The organism is Pseudomonas sp. AFG_SD02_1510_Pfu_092 (assembly GCF_003331055.1).
GTDB lineage: Bacteria > Pseudomonadota > Gammaproteobacteria > Pseudomonadales > Pseudomonadaceae > Aquipseudomonas.
The window spans coordinates 63,838-80,848 of the sequence record NZ_PUQD01000011.1 but is presented as its reverse complement, the minus strand read 5'-3'; the positions used below and the strand labels follow the sequence as shown (position 1 = coordinate 80,848).

14 protein-coding genes are annotated in these 17,011 nt (G+C 65.1%); 3 read left to right on the top strand and 11 right to left on the bottom strand.

Features of this window, described 5'->3' with window-relative positions; genetic code table 11:
* Nucleotides 1–75: 75 nt before the first annotated feature.
* On the top strand, nucleotides 76–285 hold the full coding sequence (locus tag C6A77_RS07870) for a cold-shock protein (protein ID WP_003252255.1): 210 nt from the start codon (nucleotides 76–78) through the stop codon (nucleotides 283–285).
* A 122-nt stretch (nucleotides 286–407) separates the two neighbouring features.
* On the opposite strand, the gene C6A77_RS07865 is transcribed toward C6A77_RS07870, so the two are convergent.
* From C6A77_RS07865 to C6A77_RS07850, 4 genes are all read right to left on the bottom strand, one after another.
* Nucleotides 408–782 (bottom strand): hypothetical protein, encoded by a 375-nt coding sequence (locus tag C6A77_RS07865; protein ID WP_114168942.1) that lies wholly within the window; start codon nucleotides 780–782, stop codon nucleotides 408–410.
* A 17-nt stretch (nucleotides 783–799) separates the two neighbouring features.
* The gene (locus C6A77_RS07860; protein ID WP_114168941.1) at nucleotides 800–1,612 is read right to left on the bottom strand and encodes a putative RNA methyltransferase; all 813 of its coding nucleotides are present in this window, start codon (nucleotides 1,610–1,612) and stop codon (nucleotides 800–802) included.
* Entirely contained in the window at nucleotides 1,612–2,763 is a 1,152-nt protein-coding gene (gene dapE / locus C6A77_RS07855) for a succinyl-diaminopimelate desuccinylase (RefSeq protein WP_114168940.1), read from the bottom strand. The genes C6A77_RS07860 and dapE overlap by 1 nt, the downstream gene beginning before the upstream one ends.
* Before the next feature lie 188 nt (nucleotides 2,764–2,951).
* Nucleotides 2,952–5,543 carry a glycosyltransferase gene (locus C6A77_RS07850; protein WP_114168939.1) on the bottom strand — a complete coding sequence of 864 codons (2,592 nt, stop codon included), beginning with the start codon at nucleotides 5,541–5,543 and terminating at the stop codon, nucleotides 2,952–2,954.
* Between the two features lie 119 nt (nucleotides 5,544–5,662).
* Here C6A77_RS07850 and tcdA point away from each other — a divergent pair, with 119 nt between their 5' ends.
* Nucleotides 5,663–6,472: a tRNA cyclic N6-threonylcarbamoyladenosine(37) synthase TcdA gene (gene tcdA, locus C6A77_RS07845; RefSeq protein ID WP_161959655.1), complete on the top strand. Its 810-nt coding sequence runs from the start codon at nucleotides 5,663–5,665 to the stop codon at nucleotides 6,470–6,472.
* A 91-nt stretch (nucleotides 6,473–6,563) separates the two neighbouring features.
* On the opposite strand, the gene C6A77_RS07840 is transcribed toward tcdA, so the two are convergent.
* The 4 genes from C6A77_RS07840 to C6A77_RS07825 all read right to left on the bottom strand — a co-directional run bounded on the left by C6A77_RS07840 (nucleotide 6,564) and on the right by C6A77_RS07825 (nucleotide 9,671).
* Entirely contained in the window at nucleotides 6,564–6,974 is a 411-nt protein-coding gene (locus tag C6A77_RS07840) for a SufE family protein (RefSeq protein ID WP_114168937.1), read from the bottom strand.
* Nucleotides 6,971–8,176, bottom strand: coding sequence for a cysteine desulfurase (locus tag C6A77_RS07835; RefSeq protein ID WP_114168936.1), 1,206 nt, complete (start codon nucleotides 8,174–8,176; stop codon nucleotides 6,971–6,973). Before C6A77_RS07835 ends, C6A77_RS07840 begins: the two co-directional genes overlap by 4 nt.
* An 81-nt stretch (nucleotides 8,177–8,257) precedes the next feature.
* Nucleotides 8,258–9,292 carry a 2,3,4,5-tetrahydropyridine-2,6-dicarboxylate N-succinyltransferase gene (gene dapD, locus C6A77_RS07830; RefSeq protein ID WP_114168935.1) on the bottom strand — a complete coding sequence of 345 codons (1,035 nt, stop codon included), beginning with the start codon at nucleotides 9,290–9,292 and terminating at the stop codon, nucleotides 8,258–8,260.
* A 31-nt stretch (nucleotides 9,293–9,323) separates the two neighbouring features.
* On the bottom strand, nucleotides 9,324–9,671 hold the full coding sequence (locus C6A77_RS07825) for an ArsC family reductase (RefSeq protein ID WP_161959654.1): 348 nt from the start codon (nucleotides 9,669–9,671) through the stop codon (nucleotides 9,324–9,326).
* A 434-nt stretch (nucleotides 9,672–10,105) separates the two neighbouring features.
* Here C6A77_RS07825 and C6A77_RS07820 point away from each other — a divergent pair, with 434 nt between their 5' ends.
* Nucleotides 10,106–11,752, top strand: a complete 1,647-nt coding sequence (locus C6A77_RS07820) for a Na+/H+ antiporter (RefSeq protein WP_114168933.1) — start codon at nucleotides 10,106–10,108, stop codon at nucleotides 11,750–11,752.
* Nucleotides 11,753–11,843: 91 nt separating this feature from the next.
* On the opposite strand, the gene dapC is transcribed toward C6A77_RS07820, so the two are convergent.
* Genes dapC through map form a run of 3 tightly spaced genes read right to left on the bottom strand, consistent with a single transcriptional unit; the run spans nucleotide 11,844 to nucleotide 16,597 of the window.
* The gene (gene dapC, locus C6A77_RS07815; RefSeq protein ID WP_114168932.1) at nucleotides 11,844–13,040 is read right to left on the bottom strand and encodes a succinyldiaminopimelate transaminase; all 1,197 of its coding nucleotides are present in this window, start codon (nucleotides 13,038–13,040) and stop codon (nucleotides 11,844–11,846) included.
* A 30-nt stretch (nucleotides 13,041–13,070) separates the two neighbouring features.
* The gene (locus tag C6A77_RS07810) at nucleotides 13,071–15,773 is read right to left on the bottom strand and encodes a [protein-PII] uridylyltransferase (protein WP_114168931.1); all 2,703 of its coding nucleotides are present in this window, start codon (nucleotides 15,771–15,773) and stop codon (nucleotides 13,071–13,073) included.
* Between the two features lie 41 nt (nucleotides 15,774–15,814).
* Entirely contained in the window at nucleotides 15,815–16,597 is a 783-nt protein-coding gene (map, locus tag C6A77_RS07805; protein ID WP_114168930.1) for a type I methionyl aminopeptidase, read from the bottom strand.
* Between the last annotated feature and the right edge of the window lie 414 nt (nucleotides 16,598–17,011).

The following is a 17,011-nucleotide window of genomic DNA, read 5'->3' as shown; positions in this document are numbered from 1 at the left end:
CAAGCGGCGTCGGCACAGGGACAAGACCCTGTGTCAACAAGGCGATCTTCACAATAAAAATCCGGAGTAGTTCAGATGTCGTCTCGTGAGACTGGGAATGTAAAGTGGTTCAACGATGCCAAGGGTTATGGCTTCATTCAGCGCGAAGGTGGGGCGGATGTGTTCGTCCACTATCGGGCGATCCGCGGTGAGGGGCATCGTACCCTGGTCGAAGGGCAGCGGGTGGAATACGCCTGCGTGCAGGGCCAGAAAGGCCTGCAAGCTGAAGACGTAGTAGGGCTCTGAGCCTCAGGCTGTAAGGCTTGTTGTGGGAGCTGGCTTGCCGGCGATCACCGGCGAAGCCGGTGCCAGGCACCGTGTTGCCTGCATCGCCGGCAAGCCGGGCTCCCACGAAGAATGCACGGCATTCAGGTACGCCAGGTGATTTCCTCTTCACCATCGGCACTGATGCGAACCCAGCGGTCGGCATCTTCTTCCCCGTCTTCTTCCACCCAGCCACCCGGCGCACAGCGCACTTCCACACCCAGTGCGGCAAATGCGGCGCGGGCGCAGGCGACGTCATCAGCCCAAGGGGTCTGGTCGCTTTCCAGGTACAGGCTGTTCCATTTCCCTACAGCCTTGGGTAACCAGGTGACCGGAATGTTACCGGCCTGGCATTTGAAGGTCTGGCCTTTCTGCTTCCATTCGCTGCACGGGCCGATCGCCTCGGCGAGCCACTGGGCGATCTGCTTGTGGTCGACGTCGGTGTCCTTCAGGTAGATCTCGATATCAGGTTGGCGCATAAGGGCTCCGGGTATGCTCAGTCTTGGCGCACGAAATAGTCATAACGCATGGAAACCGTGACTTCGAACGGCTCGGGCTGGTCGATCACCCGGGCCCGCTTCTCGGCACTGGCGCGCCAGCCGTGCGGGGTCATGGCCAGCAGGTCGGCGCGGGCCCCGGGCGCAGCCAGGCTCAGGCGGAACTCGAGGGTTTCGCTGTGGGCATGGGCCATGCCGTCGGGTACCAGGGCCAGGTGCTTGTCGTCGCTGTAGGGGCGCACTTCATCGTAAAGCACTTCGCGCAGTTCCATCAGGTGGCCGCTGGTCGGGCCGACCCGCATCAGGCCGCCGCCGGGGCTGAGCAGGCGCTTGGCCTCGGCCCAATCCAGCGGGCTGAACACGCTGGCGAGGAACTGGCAGCTGGCATCGGCCAGCGGCACACGGGCCATGCTGGCGACCATCCAGGTCACCTCGGGGGTACGGCGGCAGGCACGCTTGACCGCCTCGCGGGAGATGTCCAGGGCGTAGCCGTCGGCGCCCGGCAGGGCCTGGGCGATCTGCGCGGTGTAGTAACCCTCGCCGCAGCCGATGTCCAGCCAGGCGCCGGGCTGGCGCTCGGCGGCCAGTTCGGCCAGGCGGCGCGCCACCGGTGCGTAGTGGCCGGCGTCGAGGAAGTTGCGCCGGGCCTCGACCATGGCCTGGTTGTCACCCGGGTCGCGGCTGTTCTTGTGTTGCACCGGCAGCAGGTTCAGGTAACCCTGGCGGGCGCGGTCGAAGCGGTGGCCGGCCGGGCACACCACACCGTTGTCGAGGCGGCTCAGCGGCGCCTGGCAAAGAGGGCAGGCGAGCATCAGGCGAGCAACCGGACCAGGGTCTGATAGTAGATTTCGGTCAGCAGGTCGAGGTCGCTGGCCAGAATCCGCTCGTCCACCTGGTGGATGGTGGCGTTGACCGGGCCGAGCTCGACCACCTGGGTGCCCATGGTGGCGATGAAGCGACCGTCGGACGTGCCGCCGCTGGTGGATGGCCGGGTGTCGCGGCCGGTGACGCCCTTGATGCTGGCCGAAACCGCGTCGAGCAGCTCGCCGGGTTCGGTGAGGAACGGCAGGCCCGACAGCGCCCAGTCAATCGACCAGTCCAGGCCGTGCTTGTCGAGAATCGCCGAAACCCGCGCCTGCAGGCCTTCGACGGTCGATTCGGTGGAGAAGCGGAAGTTGAACAGCGCGGTCAGCTCACCCGGGACCACGTTGGTGGCGCCAGTGCCGGCGTTGAGGTTGGAGATCTGGAAGCTGGTCGGCGGGAAGAACGCATTGCCTTCGTCCCAGTGCTCGGCGGCCAGCTCTGCCAGGGCCGGCGTGGCCAGGTGGATCGGGTTGCGCGCCAGGTGCGGGTAGGCCACATGGCCCTGCTTGCCGCGCACGGTCAGCTTGGCGCCCAGCGAGCCACGGCGGCCGTTCTTGACCACATCACCCAGCAGGGTGGTGCTGGAGGGTTCGCCGACGATGCACCAGTCCAGGCGTTCGTTGCGCGCTTTCAGGCGCTCGACCACGGCCTTGGTGCCATGGTGGGCCGGGCCTTCCTCGTCGCTGGTGATCAGGAAGGCGACCTTGCCGCGGTGGCCAGGGTAGTCCTGCACGAAGCGCTCGCTGGCGATCACCATCGAGGCCAGGCTGCCTTTCATGTCGGCGGCGCCACGGCCGCAGAGCATGCCATCGGCGTCGATCAGCGCCTCGAACGGCTCATGCTGCCATTGCTGTACCGGGCCGGTGGGCACCACGTCGGTGTGGCCGGCGAAGCACAGCACCGGGCCTTCCTGGCTGCCATGGGTCGCCCAGAAATTGTCGACGTCCTCGATGCGCATCGGCTCCAGCTGGAAGCCCACGGCGCCCAGGCGGTTCATCATCTGCGCCTGGCAGTCGGCGTCGACGGGGGTGACCGAAGGGCGACGGATCAGGTCGCAGGCCAGTTGAAGGGTGGGCGAGAGCTCGGCAGGGGCCGTCATGGGGGACTCCGGGGCAAGGCAAGGCGGGGAAATCTGAGGGGCGTTATCTTATATCAAATGGTTTCAGGCTTCACGGCCCAATCGCCGGCAAGCCACCTCCCACAGGTACACCACAGACCCTGAGGCCTGCACTATACCTGTGGGAGCTGGCTTGCCGGCGATTGGGCTGCAAAGCAGCCCCAAAAATCTCAAGCCTGCTGCGCCTCGGCGGCCTTCTCCCCGGGCTTGGGCAGCGACGACAGGAACGCCATCACCAACGCCGCCACATAAGGCAGCGACTGCACCAGCAGCATCGCCACCCAGAAGCGCATGTCCGAGCTCGGCAGCCCCTGTACCAGGTAGATGCCCAGCGCCGCGCCCCACAGCAGCAACATGATGAACAGCTCTTCGCGCGCTTCGGATATCGCCACCAGCAGCCCGTGGCTGTCGGCGTTCTTCGGTGTGCGGAAGAACGGCATGCTGCTGGTGAAGAAACCGTACAGCACCGCCTTGGCGATGGTGTGCGACAACGCCAGCCCCGCCAGTGCCGCCGCAAAAGCATCCTTGAGGTTCACCCCCACCGCGCGGCGGTAAAGGAAGATGATCTTGCCGACCTTGAAGAAGAACAGCGCCAGCGGTGGAATGGCGAAGATCATCAACGGCGGGTCGACCCGATGCGGCACGATGATCATCGCCGCCGACCACAACAGTGCGCCGATGGTGAAGAAAATGTTCATGCCGTCGGCGATCCACGGCAGCCAGCCCGCCAGGAAGTGGTAGCGCTGGCCGCGGGTCAGTTCGCTGCCCTTGCCGCGCAGCAGGGCGCTGGCGTGGTGCTTGATGATCTGGATGGCGCCATAGGCCCAACGGAAGCGCTGCTTCTTGAAGTCGATGAAGGTATCGGGCATCAGGCCCTTGCCATAACTGTTATGGGCGTAGGCCGCCGACAGGCCCTTCTCGAACACCCGCAGGCCCAGTTCGGCGTCCTCGCAGATGCACCATTCGGCCCAGCCCAGCTCCTCCAGCACGCTGCGCCGGGTCATGGTCATGGTGCCGTGCTGGATGATCGCGTCACGGTCGTTGCGGGTGACCATGCCGATATGGAAGAAGCCCTTGTATTCGGCGTAGCACAGCTTCTTGAAGGCGCTTTCGTGCTGGTCGCGGTAGTCCTGCGGCGACTGCACCACGGCAATCTTCGGGTCGGCGAAGTGCGGCACCATGTGCTTGAGCCAGTTGCGGTCGACGCAGTAGTCCGAGTCGATCACCGCGATCACTTCGGCATCCTTGGCGGTGTGCGGGATCAGGTAGTTCAGCGCGCCGCCCTTGAAGCCCGCCAGCGGGGCGACGTGGAAGAAGCGGAAGCGCTCGCCGAGCTTTTCGCAGTGGGCCTTGAGCGGCTCCCATACCGCCGGGTCCTTGGTGTTGTTGTCGATTACCAGCACTTCGTAGTCGGGGTAGTCCAGTGCGGCCAGGGCATCCAGGGTCTGCTTGACCATTTCTGGCGGCTCGTTGTAGCACGGCACATGCACCGATACCTTGGGCCTGTAGGCGCTGTCGGCCTGCACCGGCAGGAACTCGCGGCGGCGCTTGTGTATCCACACCGCCTCGGCCAGTTCGTGGGCTTCGGTGAGCAGCACGATGAACACGCCCAGCGCGCCCAGGGCCAGCAGCACGCCCACGGTCAGGCTGAACCAGGTGCTGTATTGCTGGCTGTAGTCGTAGGCGATCCACACCAGCACCGACCCGCACAGGAAGGTGATGAAGGTGAGGAAGGTGCGGCCACGCTGGCGCAGGGCCGAACCGTCGATGAACAGCACCATCAGGGCGATCATCGCCAGCACCACCGAGGCGACCGCCAGGGCGCGCCATTGCGGGATCGCCACCACCGGGCCGTCGAAGTTGAATTTCTGCTGGCGCTCGGCGTTGTACACGCCCCAGTAGGCGCCCACCGAGCCCTCGTCGCTGGCCTTCCAGGGCTGGTCATAGGCTTCGATGACGAAGTAGTTGTAGCCACGGCGGTTGAGGGTGTTGACCAGCGTGCGCAGGTAGATGGCCTGGTCGGCCTGGGTGGCATCGGCACCACCGCGCATGCGCCCGTTGCTTGGCCAGCCGACTTCCGAGAGCAGCAGCGGTTTACGCGGGAACTGCTGCTTGAGCTCGCGGGCACGGTCGAGCACGAACTCGACCGAATCCTTCATCGGCACGAACTCCCAGTACGGCAGGATGTGCGCGGCAATCAGGTCGACGTGCCTGGCCAGCTGCGGGTTTTCCTTCCAGATGTGCCATTGCTCACTGGTGGTGACCGGCACCTTGACCGCGGCGCGTACCCGGTCCAGGTACTTGATCAGGTCTTGCGGGGTGATTTCTTCACGGAACAGCGCCTCGTTGCCGACCACCACCCGCACCACGCTGCGCGAGGTGTTGGCCAGCTGGATGGCGGTGGCGATCTCGCGCTCGTTGCGCTCGAGGTCCGGGCTGATCCAGATGCCCAGCGTGACCCGCAGGCCGAATTCCTCGGCCAGGCGCGGGATATCTGCCTGGGTGCCTTCCACGGTGTAGATGCGGATGCTGTCGGTCAGTTTGCTCAGTTGCTCCAGGTCCTGGCGCATCTCGTCGTCACTGGGGTACTGGCCCTTCTGCGGGCTTTCGCCCAGGCGGAACGGCGAATACGAGAAGCCAGAGATCTGTTCTGGCCAGGCAGGGGCGGAGACCGGGCGGTTGATCAGTGCCCAGAACCCGGTGAACAACGCGGCAATGGCCAGGACCACGACCAGGTTGAGGCCGAATTTGCGTGAAGACATTGTCGTCCATAAGTGTCGAAGTGGTAGGACATTAAAGCAGGGTTCGTAGGCTCTTTCCTAACGATGCAGGCGGTGAGCCCGCTGGCGTATACTGCGCGCCGGTTTTTTGGGGTATGAGCATGAGCACAGAAGATCCACGCTTCGCCGGCGTTGCCCGGCTGTATGGCGACCAGGGGCTGCAGCGTCTGGGCCAGGCCCATGTGGCCGTGGTCGGTATTGGCGGGGTTGGCTCGTGGGCGGCCGAAGCGCTGGCCCGCAGCGGCGTGGGCGAAATCACCCTGTTCGACCTGGACGACGTCTGCGTCAGCAACACCAACCGCCAGGCCCATGCCCTGGAAGGGCAGGTGGGGCGGCCCAAGGTCGAGGTCATGGCCGAGCGCCTGCGGGCGATCAACCCGGCGTGCACGGTGCATGCGGTGGCCGACTTCGTCACCCGCGACACCATGGCCGAGTACATCACCGAGCACCTGGACTGCGTGATCGACTGCATCGACAGCGTCATGGCCAAGGCTGCGCTGATCGCCTGGTGCCGGCGGCGCAAGATTGCCGTGGTCACCACCGGTGGTGCCGGCGGGCAGATCGACCCGACGCAAATCCAGATCGCCGACCTGAACAAGACCTTCAACGACCCGCTGGCTTCGCGGGTGCGTTCCACCCTGCGCCGTGATTACAACTTCTCGCGCAATGTCAGCCGCAACTATGGCGTGCCGTGTGTGTTTTCCAGTGAGCAGCTGCGTTATCCCAAGGGCGATGGCAGTGTCTGCCTGCAAAAAAGCTTCGTCGGTGAAGGTGTGCGCCTGGACTGCTCGGGTGGTTTTGGCGCGGTAATGATGGTGACCGCGACGTTTGGCATGGTGGCGGCGAGCAAGGCGGTGGAGAAGCTGGTCGCCGGTGCGCGGCGGCCTTCGGAACGGGTCAGGCCTGAATAGACCGCGTCGGGTTCTTCCCGGCCTTGCCCGCTCCCACAGCTACAGCGGGGCCTGTGGGAGCGGGCAAGCCCGCGAAGAAGCCAACGCTGAATCAGCGGTTGGACGCCAGTTGCGCCATCCGCTGCAACACCGCATGCAGCCCGTTGCTGCGCGACGGCGACAGTTGCCGCTCCAGCCCCAGCTGTGTGAACCACGCCCGCAGGTCGATCGCGGCCAGCTCGTCACTGGCCAGCCCTTGCACCCGCACCAGCAACAGCGCCAGCAGCCCACGCAGCAGACGCGCATCACTGCTGGCCTTGAACCGCCACAGCCCTTCGACATGCTCGGCCACCAGCCAGACCAGGCTTTCACAGCCATGCACCCGGTTGGCCTCGGTCTTTTCGGCGTCAGTCAGCGGTTCCAGGCGGTCGCCCCATTGCATCAGCAGCCGTGCGCGCTGCTCCCAGCCTTTGCTCTGCGCGAAAGCTTCAAGCGCCTGGCATGCCTGTTGCGACAGGCTCATCGCAGCAACTCCAGGCCTTGATCCAGCGCCTCGAAGAAACGCTGCAAGTCATCGCTGTCGCTATACAGCGCCAACGACACCCGGATCGCGCCCTCCAGGCCCAGGCCTTGCAACAGCGGCATGGCACAGTGATGCCCGGCACGCACGGCAATGCCTTGCTCGGTCAGCAGGTGGGCGATGTCGGCGTTGTGCACCCCTTCGATGACGAAACTGGCAAGGGCCGCCTGTGGCGTGCCGAGAATGCGCACGCCCTCGCGATCCGCCAGGCCGCCCAGCAGGTGCTGGTGCAGCCGGGTTTCATGGGCTTCGACTGCCTGCGCATCCAGGCTGGCCAGGTAATCCAGGGTCGCGCCCAGGCCAATCACCCCGGCAATTGGTGGGGTGCCGGCCTCAAAGCCCAACGGGGCCGGGCGAAAGCTGGCGCTCTGGTATTCGGCCAGTTGCACCATTTCGCCACCGAACTGCCAGTGGCGCAGCAGCGTCAGCGCCTGGCTGCGGCCATACAGCACGCCAACGCCTTCCGGGCCGTACAGCTTGTGGCTGGAGAACACATAGAAGTCGCAACCCAGTTGCTGCACATCATGGCGCCCATGCACCACGCCCTGGGCGCCGTCGATCACGGTCAGCGCGCCTTGGGCGCGGGCATGCGCCAGCAGCGCCGGCAGCGGCTGCCAGGTACCCAGCACGTTGGACAGCTGGCTGACCGCCAGCACCCGGGTGCGTGGGCCGATCAGCTGTAGCGCCTGCTCCAGGTCGATGCGGCCATGGGCGTCCAGCGGCAGCACCACGAGGCGCAGGTTGCGTCGCTGCGCCAGTTGTTGCCAGGGCAGCAGGTTGGCATGGTGCTCCAGGGCACTGACGGCGATTTCGTCACCGGCTTCGAAGCGGTGCTCCAGGCCATAGGCCAGCAAGTTAAGCGCCGAGGTGGCGCCATGGGTGAAGATGATCTGCCCTGATTGCGCGGCGTTGAGCCAGGCGGCGACCTTGTCGCGGCTGGTTTCGAAGGCCTGGGTCGCCAGTGCGCCGGGCAAGTGCTGGGCACGGTGCACGTTGGCTGCGCCATGCCCGTAGTAATGGCTCAGGGCATTGAGCAGGGCTTGCGGCTTCTGGGTGGTGGCGGCGCTGTCCAGGTAGGTCTGGTGCTGCCGTTGCAGGGCGGCGATGGCGGGGAAATCGGCACGCCAGGGGGAGGGCTGGAACATGGTCGCGGGGCCTGGAATGAAAATCGGGTCTGGCACCTTGGCGCCAGACCCGATCTTAACACTTCAAACCGCCGAGGGTTCTCAGTTGTGCGCGTGCAGCGCCTCGTTCAGCTCGATGGCCGACTTGTGGGTCTTGCACTCCACCGCGCCGTTCAGCGAGTTGCGGCGGAACAGCAGGTCGGTCTGGCCGGCCAGGTCGCGGGCCTTGACCACTTTGACCAGCTCGTTGTGCTCGTCCAGCAGGTTCACCTTGGTGCCGGCGGTGATGTACAGGCCGGCTTCGACGGTGTTGCGGTCGCCCAGCGGGATGCCGATACCGGCGTTGGCGCCGATCAGGCAGCCTTCGCCGACCTTGATGACGATGTTGCCGCCACCGGACAGGGTGCCCATGGTCGAGCAGCCGCCGCCCAGGTCCGAGCCCTTGCCGACGAATACGCCAGCGGAAACGCGGCCTTCGATCATGCCCGGGCCTTCGGTGCCAGCGTTAAAGTTGACGAAGCCTTCGTGCATGATGGTGGTGCCTTCGCCGATGTAGGCGCCCAGGCGCACACGGGCGGTGTCGGCGATACGCACGCCGGCCGGGACCACGTAGTCGGTCATTTTCGGGAACTTGTCCACCGAGAACACTTCCAGCAGCTCGCCTTTCAGGCGCGCTTCCAGTTGCAGCTCGGCCAGTTCGGCCAGGTCGACCGCGCCCTGGTTGGTCCAGGCCACGTTCGGCAGCAGCGGGAAGATGCCGGCCAGGCTCACGCCGTGCGGCTTGACCAGGCGGTGCGACAGCAGGTGCAGCTTGAGGTAGGCCTCTGGGGTCGAGGTCAGCGCGGCGTCTTCGGCCAGCAGGGTGGCGACCAGCGGCTTGTGGCTTTCGGCCAGGCGGGTCAGCAGCGCGGCCTGGGCGGCGTCCACGCCCTTCACGGCTTCGGCCAGCTGGGCGGCCTGGGCGTTGCTGAAGGCGATGGCCTGGTTGCCACCCTGGTAACCGAGAACAGGGGCGACCGCGGCGATCAGTTCGACGCTCGGGTTGAGCAGCGGTTGTGCGTAGAACACTTCCAGCCAGGCGCCCTGGCGGTTCTGGGAGCCGACACCGAAGGCCAGGCTGAACAGGGTATTGGACATGTGATTACCTCGTGCGAAATAGGGTAGAAGCTCAGGCCAGGGCAGCGGCGTACAGGTCAGGCTTGAAACCCACCAGGGTACGCGCGCCAAGGTCGAGCACCGGGCGCTTGATCATCGACGGCTGGGCCAGCATCAGTTCGACGGCCTTGGCCTGATCGAGGTCGGCCTTGCTGGCGTCGTCCAGCTTGCGGAAGGTGGTGCCGGCACGGTTGAGGATGACTTCCCAGCCGTGTTCGTCGCACCAGCGGTTCAGGCTGTCACGGTCGATGCCTTGGGTCTTGTAGTCATGGAATTCGTAGGCGATGGCCTGGTCGTCGAGCCAGGTACGTGCCTTTTTCATGGTGTCACAGGCTTTGATGCCGTAGAGCGTGTAGGTCATTGTGCGCATTGGGGATCACAGGCTGCCCCAATCTCTCCGTTTTCCGATTTCAGTCGCGGGATTATGCGGGAACGAAGTTGTGAGCGCCACGGGTGTGCTTGCCTTGAGTCTTGCAGCGCCTGTGAGATCGAGCGCCGCCCGCGCGGCGCATCGCGACGCAAGGCCGCTCCCACATTTGTTTCGGGCCAGTCCATCCTGTGCCAAGCGCGCGCGACCGCCTTGTTTGTACGACGCGATATCGCTCGGTCTCATAGGCGCTGCAAGACTGACGGCAGGCCCACGCCCCCAACCGAAGTATCATCATGTTACATATTCCCCAGCCACCTGCGACTATCGTGCAGCGGCCCGCAATCGCCAAGCACCGCTAACATATTGTTTCAATGGCGATGTTTCGCCCTGTTGTCGTTTATGGTTCACAAAGGAAGCTTTCCCGGATGCAGTCCGCCTACACCGTTCTCATCCTGCTGACGCTGGTCAGCGTGTCGAAGCTGGTCGGTCGCATGATCCCGCTGCCCTTGCCGCTGGTGCAGATTGCCGCTGGTGCCTTGCTGGCCTGGCCGACGCTGGGCCTGCATGTGGCCCTGGACCCTGAGTTGTTCCTGTTCCTGTTCCTGCCGCCACTGCTGTTCGCCGACGGCTGGCGCATCCCCAAGCGTGAACTGTGGCGCATTCGCGGGCCAGTGGTGGCGCTGGCCGTGGGCCTGGTGCTGTTCACCGTGGTCGGCGCCGGCTACTTCATCCACTGGCTGATGCCGAGCATCCCGTTGCCGGTGGCCTTCGCCTTGGCCGCCGTGTTGTCGCCGACCGATGCCGTGGCGGTGTCGGCAATTACCCAGGACCGTCTGCCGACACCGCTGATGCACATGCTGCAGGGCGAAGCGCTGATGAACGACGCCACGGGCCTGGTGACCTTCAAGTTTGCCCTGGCCGCAGCCATCACCGGGGCGTTCTCGCTGGCCGATGCCAGCTTCAGCTTTGTCCTGGTCGCCCTCGGCGGCCTGGCGGTGGGCGTGGCCCTGAGCTGGCTGATCGGCCGCCTGCGCGCCTGGATGATCGCCCGTGGCTGGGATGACCCTGCCACCCACGTGGTGTTCATGCTGTTGTTGCCGTTCGCTGCCTATGTGCTGGCCGAGCGCCTGGGGGTGTCGGGCATCCTCTCGGCGGTAGCGGCCGGCATGATGCAGAGCTGGCTCGACCTGTTGCCCCGGCAGACCAGCACCCGCCTGCTCAACCGCAGCGTCTGGTCGCTGCTGGAGTTCGCCTTCAACGGCCTGATCTTCCTGCTGCTGGGCCTGCAACTGCCGGACATCATCAAGGCGGTGGTCAGCCACGAAGCTACTGTGTGGCCGACCCTGGCCTGGCGCTGCCTGGATGTGCTGGCGATCTTTGCCGCGTTGATCCTGCTGCGCTTCGTCTGGGTGCAGAGCATCTGGCGTTCGATCGGCGTGGTGCGCCGCTGGCGCGGCAAGCCGGCGCTGGTGCTGATGCCGACCGCGCGTTCCTGCTGGCTGCTGACCCTCGGCGGGGTGCGCGGTGCGGTGACCTTGGCCGGTGTGATGTCGATCCCGTTGCTGATGGGGGCGGGCAAGGCCTTCCCGGAGCGGGACCTGCTGATCTTCATTGCCGCCGGGGTGATCCTGCTGTCGTTGATCGGTGCCTGTGTCGCCCTGCCGCTGCTGCTGCGTGGGGTGACCAGGAGCCCGGACGAGCGCCTGCATCAGGAAGTGCAGGAGGCTTGGCGGCGCACTGCGGAGGCGGCGATCCATGCCCTGGAGGCAGAGGAAGTGATCGACAGTGCGGCGCCGCAAGATGCCGCACAGGCGACCCTGGCGACTGAGCTTAAAGCGCGACTGATGGCCGAATACCGGGACGAGCTGGACAGTTACAACGACACGGCCGAAGCCAAGGCCCTGGCACAGCAGATGGACCTGCTGGAGCGGCGCTTGCGCTTGCGGGCGCTGCGGGCACAGCGGCTGGAACTGTACAACCTGCATCGCCAGCATCTGGTGGGGGATGAGGTGGTGCGGCAGGTGCTGGGTGAGCTGGACATGAGTGAGGCGAACCTGGGGCAGGTCCGGTAGACCGGTTCAAGGCCGTTCGCGGGCACGCCCGCTCCCACAGATATTGCACAGCTTTCAGGTGTGGGAGCGGGCATGCCCGCGAATGGGGCTATCAGCGGTTCTGCAAGAATTCGCGAATCCGCTGCGCAGCCTCGATGCACTCGGCCAGCGGTGCGACCAGTGCCATGCGCACACGCCCGGCGCCGGGGTTCACGCCGTCCACTTCACGCGACAGGTACGAGCCTGGCACCACCGTCACATGCTGGGCTTCGAACAGGTCACGGGTGAACTCGGCATCGCCACCTGGCACCTTGGCCCATAGGTAGAAACTGCCATCCGGGCGCTGCACATCCAGCACCGGCTGCAGGATTTCCAGCACCGCGTCGTACTTGGCGCGGTACTGGTCACGGTTCTCACGCACATGCGCCTCGTCCTGCCAGGCGGCGATACTGGCCAGCTGGGTTTGTACCGGCATGGCGCAGCCGTGGTAGGTGCGGTACAGCAGGAACGGCTTGATGATCGACGCGTCACCGGCGACGAAGCCCGAACGCAGGCCCGGCAGGTTGGAGCGCTTGGACAGGCTGTGGAACACCACGCAGCGCGCAAAATCGCTGCGGCCGAGTTCGGCGCAGGCGCTCAGCAGGCCCGGTGGCGGCGCGTCTTCGTCGAAGTACAGCTCGCTGTAGCACTCGTCGGCGGCGATCACGAAGTCGTGCTCATCGGCCAGCGCAATCAGCTTCTTCAGGGTGTCCATCGGCACCAGCGCGCCGGTCGGGTTGCCCGGCGAGCACAGGAACAGGATCTGGCAGCGCTTCCACACCTCGGCCGGTACGGCATCGAAGTCCGGGTTGAAGCCGTTGTCTTCCAGGCAGGGCAGGTAATGCGGGGTGGCACCGGCCAGCAGGGCCGCGCCTTCGTAGATCTGGTAGAACGGGTTGGGGCTGACCACCAGGCCGTCATCGGCGCGGTTGACCACGGCTTGGGTGAAGGCGAACAGCGCCTCACGGGTACCATTGACCGGCAGGATGTGGCGGTCGGCATCCAGCCAGCCGGCCGGCACGCCGAAGCGCCGTTCGCACCACTGGCCGATGGCCTGGCGCAGGGCTGGCAGGCCGAGGGTGCTCGGGTACACCGCCAGCTTGTCGAGGTTGTCGGCCATGGCCTGGGCGACGAACGCCGGCGATTCGTGCTTCGGCTCACCGATCGACAGGGCGATGGCGCGTTTGTCCGCCGTCGGTTTCACGCTGCCCAGCAGGGCGCGCAGTTTCTCGAACGGGTAGGGCTGAAGCTGGGTCAAGGCATGGTTCATCGGCGCAAGGTCTCGTCAATCGTCTAATCGTTAAAAAGTCACGCGGGTCGGGCTGGCATCACTGGCCTGGCCGGCCTGCAGCTGCTGGACGATGGCTTCCTGCAGGCGGCTGCACAGCTGTGGGTCGGACAGCGGCTGGTTGTCGGCATCGGTGATGAAGAACACGTCTTCCACCCGCTCGCCAAGGGTGGCGATCTTGGCGTTCTGCAGCGACAGGTCGAACTCGAGGAAGATCCGCCCCAGCCGGGCCAGCAGGCCTGGGCGATCGGGCGCGGTGATTTCGAGGATGGTCACCGGCCGCTGGGCATCGTTGAGAATGGTCACCTGCGGCGGGAAGTCGAAGTGCTTCAATTGCCGCGGTACCCGGCGCTGGATGATGGTCGGGTAGTCCTCGGGGTTGCGCAGCGCTTCGGTCAGGCCGTCGCGAATCTGCCTGACCCGCTGCGGGTTGTCGCCAATCGAGCCGCCGTCGTTGTCCAGCACGATGTAGGTGTCGAGGGTGAACTGGCTGCTCGAGGTGATGATCCGCGCATCATGAATGTTCAGGTTCAGCTGCGACATGGCGGCCACCGTCACGGCAAAGAAGTCGTGCTGGTCGGGGGCGTAGATGAAGATCTGCGTGCCACCTTCGAACTCGCGCTGGGTGGTTTCCTTGATCAGCACCAGCGGCCCGCCATCGGCCGGCTGCTGGAGAATCGCATCACTGTGCCAGGCCACATCGGCGGCGTTGTGCTTGAGGAAGTAGTCATCGCCCAGCTGCGACCACAGCTGCTCGACGTCGTCCGGGTCGGTGCCCTCGCGCACCAGGATGTCCAGCGCCGCCGACTGGGTCTGGCGAATCTGCTCCTCGCGGTCCAGCGGGTTTTCCAGGCCACGGCGCAGGGCGCGCTTGGTCTCGGTATACAGCTGGCGCAGCAGGCTGGCCCGCCACGAGTTCCACAGGCTGGGGTTGGTGGCGTTGATGTCGGCCACGGTCAGCACGTACAGGTAGTCCAGGCGCGTCTCATCGCCCACGTGCAGGGCAAAATCGTTGATTACCTGCGGGTCGGACAGGTCCTTGCGCTGAGCGGTGGTCGACATCACCAGGTGGTTCTGCACCAGCCAGACGATCAGCCGGCTGTCCCAGGCCGGCAACTGGTGGCGTTCGCAGAACTTCTGCGCATCCACCGCGCCCAGCTCGGAATGGTCGCCCTGGCGGCCCTTGCCGATGTCGTGGTACAGGCCGGCGAGGTAGATCAGCTCGGGCTTGGGCAGGCGGCCCATGAGCTTGCTGGCCAGCGGGAATTTCTCGGACACCGGCGTGTATTGCAGCTTGCGCAGGTGCTTGATGAGGTTGAGGGTGTGCGCATCGACCGTATAGATGTGGAACAGGTCGTGCTGCATCTGCCCGACGATCAGGCCGAACTCCGGCAGGTAGCGGCCGAGGATGCCGTAGCGGTTCATCCGCCGCAGGTTGCGGTGGATGCCGATTTCGCACTTGAACAGCTCGATGAACAGGCTGGTATTGCGGATATCGGTGCGGAACGTGTCGTCGATCAGGTGGCGGTGTTCACGCAGCAGGCGCACGGTGTCGGCACGTACGCCCTTGATCTCGGGGTGCTGGGCCATCAGCACGAAGATTTCCAGCATGGCGAACGGCGTGCGCTTGAACACGTTCGGCCTGGTGGCTTCTATATAGCCATCATGCAGGCGGAAGCGCGCATTCAGCGGCTGGGTGGTGCCGCTGTCGTCATCGGCGAGGATCACCTCCTCGAAGTGCTGGATGATCAGGTCGCACAGCTGGCTGATGCTCATCACCACCCGGTAGTACTGCTGCATGAACTGCTCGATCGCCCGCTTGGGGTTGTCGTCGCTGTAGCCCAGCAGCGCGGCGATGCTGCGCTGGTGGTCGAACAGCAGGCGGTCCTCGGCGCGCCCGGCCAGCATGTGCAGGGCGTAGCGCACCTTCCACAAAAAGTCCTGGGACGAGGCCAGCAGCTCGTTCTCGCTTTCCAGCAAAAAACCTTCGCCGGCCAGCGCATGCAGGTTGAGGGTGCCGTACTGGCGGCGGGCCACCCACAGCACGGTCTGGATATCGCGCAGGCCACCGGGCGAGCCTTTGACATTGGGCTCGAGGTTGTATTCGGTGTCGTTGTACTTGTGGTGGCGGGCCTTGAGTTCGGCGCGCTTGGCCAGGAAGAAGTCCTTGCTCGGCCACATGTGCGCGGTGCTGGTCACCTCCAGCATGCGCTGGCGCAGGGCCTCGGGGCCGGCGATGGTGCGGCTTTCCATCAGGTTGGTGATCACCGTCAGGTCGGCGCGGGCCTGCTCGGCGCATTCGTCGACGGTGCGCACGCTCTGGCCCACTTCCAGGCCGATGTCCCACAGCAAGGTGAGGAACCGTTCGATGGCGTCGCGGTACTGCTCGTGCTCGGCGGCGCCCAGCAGAATCAGCAGGTCGATGTCCGAGTGCGGGTGCAGTTCGCCGCGCCCGTAACCACCGACGGCGACCAGGGCGATGCCGCTGTGGTCGCCCCAGTCGAACTGGTTCCAGGCCTGTTGCAGGATGTTGTCGACGAGCCAGGCGCGCGCCTGGATCAGCGGGCGGATGTCGCTGCCGCTGCGAAAACGCCTGTCGAGCACCTCGCCAGCCTGGCGGATGGCCTTCTTGAAGGCGGCGATGGGGCTTGCCTTGAGGGCCAGTTCCGCCTGGAACTGGCCACGGTCGAACAGCTCGGGGTCCACCTGGGGCATCGCGTCACGTTCCTGTCGTGGGGTGGCCTGTCGGAGTGCGGTCAGGCCGAGGTGCGCGGGATGGTGTCGTCCTTGCGCAGGGTGAAGATCTCGTAGCCGGTCGCGGTGACCACCAGGGTGTGTTCCCACTGCGCCGAGAGCTTGCGGTCCTTGGTGATGGCGGTCCAGCCGTCGCCCAGCACCTTGGTATCGGCCCTGCCCTGGTTGATCATCGGTTCGATGGTGAAGGTCATGCCTTCCTTCAGTTCCATGCCGGTGCCGGCGCGGCCGTAGTGCAGGATCTGTGGTTCTTCGTGGAACACCTTGCCGATGCCGTGACCGCAGAATTCGCGTACCACCGAGAAGCCGTTCTTTTCCGCATGCTTCTGGATCACTTCGCCGATGTCGCCCAGGCGGCAGCCCGGCCTGACCAGTTCGATGGCCTTGTACATGCACTCCTGGGTGACCTTGGACAGGCGCTCGGCCCATACCGGCACGTTGCCGACATGGAACATGCGGCTGGTGTCGCCGTGGTAGCCGTCCTTGATCACGGTGACGTCGATGTTCAGCGTGTCACCGTCCTTGAGCGGCTTGTCGTTGGGGATGCCGTGGCAGACCACATGGTTGATCGAGGTGCAGATCGACTTCGGGTAGCCCTTGTAGTTGAGCGGTGCCGGGATCGCCTGCTGAACGTTGACGATGTAGTCATGGCACAGGCGGTCGAGCGCTTCGGTGGTGACCCCGGGCTTGACGTGCTCTTCGATCATTTCCAGCACTTCGGCGGCCAGACGGCCGGCGATGCGCATCTTCTCGATGTCTTCTGCGGTCTTGATGGTGACGGTCATTACAGGCTCTCTACGGCGCCGTAAACGGCGCGAACAAACGGGAAAGGCCGGATTCTAGCAGAGCAGGGCGCCGATCGGGCGGGATACGGGTGGAGAATTGGGACTGCTGCGCAGTCCATCGCCGGCAAGCCAGCTCCCACAGGAATAGTATTACGCTTGTGGGAGCTGGCTTGCCGGCGATGGGGCGCGCAGCGGCCCCAACTGCTCTGAAAGCTGCCATCCATGAACTGGCATTCTGGCGCGAAAGCCGGGGTGCTGCAAAAGCCGCTGACGGACGCAACAGTACGCGGGTTCCGTTCGGCCGCAGTCTGTGGTATAAAATGCGCCGCTTTCGGGGACGACCCCGTCAGCACTTAAACCCACACACGTGTCGACACGATGACCTGGGTGCCCCGAGTTGCAGAATTCGCGGGT